At 64.8% G+C, this 6,290-nt stretch carries 6 protein-coding genes and 1 other RNA gene; 5 read left to right on the plus strand and 2 right to left on the minus strand.

What is annotated here, in order from left to right:
- Positions 1-318: 318 nt before the first annotated feature.
- Positions 319-1,305: an SURF1 family cytochrome oxidase biogenesis protein gene (locus HMPREF3227_RS11125; RefSeq protein WP_066513094.1), complete on the minus strand. Its 987-nt coding sequence runs from the start codon at positions 1,303-1,305 to the stop codon at positions 319-321.
- A gap of 11 nt (positions 1,306-1,316) precedes the next feature.
- Positions 1,317-1,817, minus strand: coding sequence for a low molecular weight protein-tyrosine-phosphatase (locus tag HMPREF3227_RS11130; protein WP_066488471.1), 501 nt, complete (start codon positions 1,815-1,817; stop codon positions 1,317-1,319).
- 46 nt (positions 1,818-1,863) lie between these two features.
- Here HMPREF3227_RS11130 and HMPREF3227_RS11135 point away from each other — a divergent pair, with 46 nt between their 5' ends.
- The 5 genes from HMPREF3227_RS11135 to HMPREF3227_RS11155 all read left to right on the plus strand — a co-directional run bounded on the left by HMPREF3227_RS11135 (position 1,864) and on the right by HMPREF3227_RS11155 (position 6,279).
- Positions 1,864-2,997 carry a Nif3-like dinuclear metal center hexameric protein gene (locus tag HMPREF3227_RS11135; protein WP_066513097.1) on the plus strand — a complete coding sequence of 378 codons (1,134 nt, stop codon included), beginning with the start codon at positions 1,864-1,866 and terminating at the stop codon, positions 2,995-2,997.
- Positions 2,998-3,000: 3 nt separating this feature from the next.
- The gene (locus HMPREF3227_RS11140) at positions 3,001-3,708 is read left to right on the plus strand and encodes a zinc ribbon domain-containing protein (protein WP_066513100.1); all 708 of its coding nucleotides are present in this window, start codon (positions 3,001-3,003) and stop codon (positions 3,706-3,708) included.
- A 21-nt stretch (positions 3,709-3,729) separates the two neighbouring features.
- Positions 3,730-4,881, plus strand: coding sequence for a bifunctional RNase H/acid phosphatase (locus tag HMPREF3227_RS11145; RefSeq protein WP_066513102.1), 1,152 nt, complete (start codon positions 3,730-3,732; stop codon positions 4,879-4,881).
- 11 nt (positions 4,882-4,892) lie between these two features.
- Positions 4,893-5,327: RNase P RNA component class A (gene rnpB, locus HMPREF3227_RS11150), an RNA gene on the plus strand.
- 727 nt (positions 5,328-6,054) lie between these two features.
- The gene (locus tag HMPREF3227_RS11155; RefSeq protein WP_066513105.1) at positions 6,055-6,279 is read left to right on the plus strand and encodes a hypothetical protein; all 225 of its coding nucleotides are present in this window, start codon (positions 6,055-6,057) and stop codon (positions 6,277-6,279) included.
- The last annotated feature ends 11 nt before the right edge of the window (positions 6,280-6,290 follow it).

Consider the following 6,290-nt stretch of genomic DNA (forward strand, 5'->3'; position numbering starts at 1 on the left):
CCCCGACGTGTCTACTTTCCAGGGGTCAGGCCCTTCAGTTGGACTCATTTGTGCAGGCCGGCTTAGTTTGGGTGGAACAGCGGAACGGTGTTGTCGGACATCAGAGGCGTGGGTGGGCGGATCGATGTCGCGAGACATAGCGGATCGATGTCACGGAACCAGACACCCCATGCCGCACCACAAGAAACCCCGTTCTGGCTCGCAGAACGGGGTTTCGTGCATGAGCCGCACACTTCCTTGAACTTAATCCGGTCCGCCGTTGCGAAAGCCGTCTTTAGGTTCAATCACCTGACGTGGCAAGGGCGTCTCATAGTCTGACTAGAAGCGCTCGCGCCCGCGCTTGTTGAACTTCTCGTAGTAGTCCGGCTTCGCGTCGCCGTAGCGCGTGCGGGAACGGCGCGACGCGGGCGCAGCGGGGGTGGTCGCGGGTGCTGCGGTCGCGGCAGGCGCTGCAGCTGTTTGAGCAGATTCCGCAGACTCAGAGGACTCAGCCGGTTCCGGCGAGGGCTCCGGCGCGGAGGCAGCGGCCTCGGCGTCGGTCGTCGCGGCGGCGGCCATGGCGGCTTCTTCTTCGCGCAGGCGGCGGCGTTCACGCAGCTCGGCGTAGACGAAGTAGATAAGGCCTAGCGGAGCCATGATGCCGAAGGCGATCCACTGGAAGCCGTAGGACAGGTGCGAGCCGCGGTCGAGTTGGGGGACCGGAATGGGGTTGAGCACGCCGGGCTGGTCGTCGTGGGAAATTTGGACGTAGTCCGTGCCCAGCGTGAGGTTCTCAAGCTTGCCCACCTGGCCGGGGTTGATGGAGTAGACCTGCGTGTAGCCCTGGTCCTCGATGGGGGCGGAGGTGTGGACGCGCTCGGCGGTGCGCAGCATCGCGGTGAGCGTCACTTCGCCGGTGGGGGCCGGCTCGATGGTCGGCACGGCGTTGCCCTCGCCGGCGGCGACCCAGCCGCGGTCAACGAGCATGGTGAGACCGTCGTTCGTTTCGAAGGGCACGAGCGATTGATACGTGGGGCCGGACTCGACGGGGCGCAGACGCAGGAGGACTTCCTTGTCTGCGAGGTAGTGGCCCTGCAGCGTGACGCGGGTCCATTCCTTGTTGGCGATTTCGCCGGTGGACGTCACCGCATCAGTGAGCGGGACGGGATCGGACTCGTAGGCGGCCTCGATCTCGTGATTGCGCTCGACGATGTCGTGGTCCTTGCCCAGCTGCCACGGCGCGAGCGTGGTGAATGCGAAGTAGGAAAAGACCACGACGAAGAGCGTGAGCAGAACCCACTGGGGCTTGAGAAACGTCTTCAACACAGTTGGGAAGTCTACGCGTTCTCGCGAATCCAATCGAGTAGCCCGGGAACCGCCGCTTCGATGTTCTTGCGGGTCGTCGTGAAGTCGTCCTCCGTCCCGTAATACGGGTCAGCGACATCGGGGCCAGACGCATTCGGGTCGAAGGAGCGCATGAGGACGACGCGCTCCGGATCAACGCCGCGCTTGAGGAGTTCCTCGCGGTGGCCGGAGTCCATGGCGATAAAGAGGTCGGCGTCCATGTGTTCTTCGCCCAGCTGGGCGGCGCGGTGGGCGGCGCCGTCGTGGCCAGCGCGGCGCAGTTCGGCGATGGCGCGCTCGTCCGCGCCCTGGCCCACGTGCCAGCCGCCGAGGCCGCACGAAGAGGTACGGGCGGCGAGATCGAGCATGTCGTTTTCCATGGCGTCGCGGACAATGACCTCGGCCATGGGGGAGCGGCAGATATTGCCGGTGCAAACAAAGACGAGGTGCAGGCGCTTATCCGGCTCGCCGGAGTCGACATGAGGTGTGGTCATGGCGTCTAGGATAGTGGGCCAGAGCCCGAAACGAGAAAGCGAGATTATGACTACTGTTGGCGACATTCGCGCGGTGATGGATGCGGCCTACCCGCCGCACCTGGCGGAGAAGTGGGATGCGGTGGGGCTTATCTGCGGCGACCCTGCGGCCGAGGTGAAGAAAGTAGCCTTCGCGCTCGACTGCACGCAGGCCGTCGCCGAGCGTGCCGTGGCGATCGGCGCCGACATGCTCATTGTCCATCACCCGCTGCTGCTGCGCGGCGTGACAAGCGTTGCTGCCGATACCCCTAAGGGCAAGGTCGTCCACACCCTCCTCGCCGGAGGGGTTGCCCTTTTCGCCGCGCATACCAACGCGGACAAGGCCCGCCCGGGTGTGAACGATCGCCTCGCCGAGCTCGTGGGCATAAAGCCTGGCCGTCCCATCGTGCCGGTCGACCCTGAGGTCATCGACCACTGGGGACTCCACGTCCCGGCCAAGGATGCCGAGACCGTCAAGGCCGCCGTCTTCGCCGCGGGCGCTGGCGCCATCGGCAATTACCACGAGTGCTCCTTCGAATTTGCGGGCCAGGGCCAATTCAAGCCGGTGGAGGGAGCCAACCCGGCGGAAGGGGACATCGGAAAGCTTGAGCGCGTCGACGAACTGCGCGTGGAATTTGTCGCGCCCTCCTCGAAGCGCGGTGCCATTGAACAGGCGATCTTTGAGGCGCATCCGTACGAGGTGCCGGCCTTCGAGGTCGTCGAGACAGTCGGCCGTAAGGACCTGGACACGGCGCTGGGGCTGGGGCGCATCGGCAAGCTTGAGCGGCCTATGCGTCTGCGGGAATTTACGCAGCAGGTGGCCAATGCTCTGCCGGAGACGGTGTGGGGCGTGCGCGCGGCCGGCGACCCGGACCGGACGGTGGAGACCGTCGCGGTGAGCTCCGGCTCGGGCGATAGCTTCCTGGAGGCGGCGGCGAAGCTCGGCGCGGATGTGTACGTGACCTCGGATCTGCGCCACCATCCGGTGGATGAGACCTTGCGCGCACACGATATCGCGGTGATCGATACCGCACATTGGGCGAGCGAATTTCCGTGGACCGGGCAGGCGCGCGATATTGTGGTGGAGGCAACCGGCGTCAGCGCCGAGATTATCGAGTTGCGCACCGACCCATGGACGATCAGCGCACACAAGGAGAACTGAACTATGAAACTGCGCGTAGAACTGCACGAGGTACTCCTCGAGCTGGCGAACCTCCAGCGCTCCCAGGGCGTGGCTGTAGATGGACAGCTGCCTGAGGAGAAGGAAGTAGCCAAGCAGGAACAGAAGCTCGCCCGCCTGCGCAACGCCGCGGGTTCGGCCCAGATGGCTGTGGACGATATGGAGGCGGAGATTCTGCGCATCCAGTCTGACGAGCGCAAGCTGCGTCGCCGCGAGCGCGACGACAAGGCGCAGCTCACCGCCGAACTCGACCCGGAAAAGCGCCGTGACCTGGAGCACGACCGCTACACCGCGAAGTCCCGCATTGCGGATCTCATGAGCGAGCTGCAGGAAGCCCACAACGAGATTCACGCGCTGCGCAACAACGTGGACGTCCACGGCGCCCAGATTTCCGAGGCCGAGCGTCAGCTTGAGGCCGCCCGCCGCGAAGCTCAGGCTGCCCGCGATGCCCGCGAGGCCCAGCCGGATCCCACGGTGCGCATCTCTGAGCTGCGCGACCTGCTGCCCACGGACGTGCTCGAGGAATACGACCGCCTCCGCGTCGAAAACGGCGTGGGCGCCGCGAAGTTCAAGAACCGCGCGTGCGGATCCTGCTACATCGAGCTCCCGCCGGCCGCCGTGGGCTCCATCCGCGGCGCCGCTCCAGAAGAGCTGCCCGAGTGCCCGGACTGCGGCGCGCTCCTCGTTCGCTAACTATTTTTTAAAGGCTGGTCAATGAAGGTCGTCATGTACACGGACGGCGGCTCGCGCGGCAACCCCGGCGTCGCCGGCTCCGGCACCGTCGTCTACGCCGCGGACGGAGTCACCGTCCTGCGTGAAATCGCCTACGTCGTGGGCAAGGGTTCTACCAATAACGTCGCCGAGTACCACGGACTCCTGCGTGGCCTCGAGGCCGCCCGCGACCTAGGTGCCACCGAGGTGGAGACCTACATGGACTCCAAGCTCGTCGTCGAGCAGATTTCCGGGCGCTGGAAAATCAAGCACCCGGACATGCAAAAGCTCGCGCTCGAGGCCCGCCGGATCATCTCTGGCTTCCAGTCTTTTTCCATTACCTGGGTCCCGCGTGCGAAGAACAAGGTGGCCGACGCCCTGTCCAACGACGCCATGGACGCCTGTGCTGCCGGGCACCCCGTCGGCATTGTCCAGCGTGCCGATGCCCCCGCTACCGAGACTCCGTCTCCCGCCCCCGCGCCGGCCTCTGACTCGGAGACCCCTATTCCTGCCTCCAACCTGTCCTGGCTCGGGGAGCGCGGACCCGTCACGCGCCTCATCCTCCTGCGGCACGGTGCCACCGCCATGAGCGAGGCCCACCAGTACGCCGGGCGCACCGACGCTGAGCTGTCCTCCGCGGGCCGCGCCCAAGCCGAGGCCGCCGCCCGCGCCGCCTCCCGCTGGAGCATAGATGCCATCGTCTCGAGCCCTTTGCAACGCTGCCGCGACACCGCGCAGGCTGTCGGCTCCGCTGTGAACCTGCCTGTGCTCACCGCCGACAACCTGCGCGAGATGGACTTTGGCGCCTGGGAAGGCCACACCTTCGACGAAGCCCACCAGCGCGACCCCGAACTACACTCCGAGTGGCTCGAGGACACGTCCATCGCCCCGCCGGGCGGCGAGTCCCAGCAGGCGCTGCACCGCCGCGTGCTCAAAGCCCGCCGCGCCCTCGTCGATGAGTACCCCGGAAAGACCGTCCTCGTGGTAAGCCACGTGGGCCCCATCAAGGATCTCCTGCGCCAGGCCCTCGGCACCGGCGCCGCGACCGTAAACCACATCTTCCTCGACCTGGCCTCCGTCTCCGTCGTCGAGTTCTGGGATTCGGGCTCGCTCGTCCGCTCGATTAACGATGTCTCGCACCTGGGGCTAGACTAGAAAGTCGCGAATGAGCCGACCGGACGAACGCGACGCGCCGAACTACCGCTTTCACAGCGGCCAGCGGACGCCGAGGAAAGTCTGGACTCCACAGAGCACGGTGGTTGCTAACAGCAACCCGGGGCGACCCGCGGGCAAGTGCAACAGAAAGTAGACCGCCGTTTCCTCACTCCGTTCGGAAACGAACGCTGTGCGGAACCGGTAAGGGTGAAACGGTGCGGTAAGAGCGCACCAGTACCGTCAGCGATGGCGGTAGCTGGGTAAACCCCACTGGGAGCAAGGCATCACGGCTCGCCACTGGCGGGCCTGCTCAGGTGATTGAGGGCTGCTCGCCTAAGCCTGAAGGTAGCTGCTTGAACCAACTGGCAACGGTTGGTCTAGATGGATGTTCGTCGCGCCACCCACACGGGCGGCGTACAGAATCCGGCTTATGGTCGACTCATTCGCCCACATTCCCAAAACTACATAAATGGCCAGCTCACAGTCACTATCCCACAACCCGCAAGCCCGGCGATCCCGCAGAAATCCCGCACCCCACAGACGCACTGATAGCAGCCGCCACACGATCCCCACTACCCGGCAACGCATGCGTGTAGGTCTTCAATAATTGCGCCGGCGTATGACCCAGCACCCGCGCCACGTCCGGCACCGGCACACCAGCAAAAGCTCCAGTGGCCTACAAATGCGACCACACCCTGCCCGTCGGAAAACCCGGCCAGAAGCGCGATTGTCGCACAAAACCGCCTAATTGCTACCGCATACCCCCGACACCTGTGAACGCCGCAAAACGGCCTCACCCGAATCCCCGGCATCGGCAGCAGCCTCATCGCCGCATTCCTAGCCTTGCTCATCGAAAACGGAGTATGCCCAAACGAAGTCAAACAATAAGCCCGCGGTCTCTTCGTAGCCGAAGGCCGAGTCATCGAGAACTAGATCGAGGAGAACTCATGAAGACCGACGAGCAACCCCAGTGCCAGCTGGCGCGCGACCTCGCCAACCTCTACCGCGAACTCGACAGCCTCAAATACTCACGGCCTGCACCACCCGAAGTCCGCACCATGAAGCCAACACCCGGACCAAAATCCCCCCGGCAACTGGCTCTACGTCGCATGCTGGCTCGACCAATCCACACTCCTGCGCGAAGTCGCCTTCAACGCCCTTGGTGATGTGCGGGTGAAAATACGTGAAAATGAGACTGGGCCCGTCGACCTGTGCGCCAAGCTTGCCTTCCACACCCAAGCCATCTCGGAACTCGACTGGACATCGGACTTGATGGACGAACTCGAGCACCAGGTGCGCGTCATCGGTGTCACTGCTGATCACACGATGCCCCAGCATCAGCGGACGACGATGGGGAAGTCTGGCTCACCGCACGAGGGCCTGACCCCTGGAAAGTAGACACGTCGGGG

The sequence above is a fragment of the Corynebacterium sp. CMW7794 genome, from assembly GCF_001563605.1.
Lineage (GTDB): Bacteria > Actinomycetota > Actinomycetes > Mycobacteriales > Mycobacteriaceae > Corynebacterium > Corynebacterium phoceense.

Bases quoted from the DNA above. Each gene is read 5' to 3' on its own strand.
- HMPREF3227_RS11130 (WP_066488471.1), bottom strand. From the start codon at position 1,817: ATGACCACACCTCATGTCGACTCCGGCGAGCCGGATAAGCGCCTGCAC.
- HMPREF3227_RS11135 (WP_066513097.1), top strand. From the start codon at position 1,864: ATGACTACTGTTGGCGACATTCGCGCGGTGATGGATGCGGCCTACCCG.
- HMPREF3227_RS11140 (WP_066513100.1), top strand. From the start codon at position 3,001: ATGAAACTGCGCGTAGAACTGCACGAGGTACTCCTCGAGCTGGCGAAC.
- HMPREF3227_RS11145 (WP_066513102.1), top strand. From the start codon at position 3,730: ATGAAGGTCGTCATGTACACGGACGGCGGCTCGCGCGGCAACCCCGGC.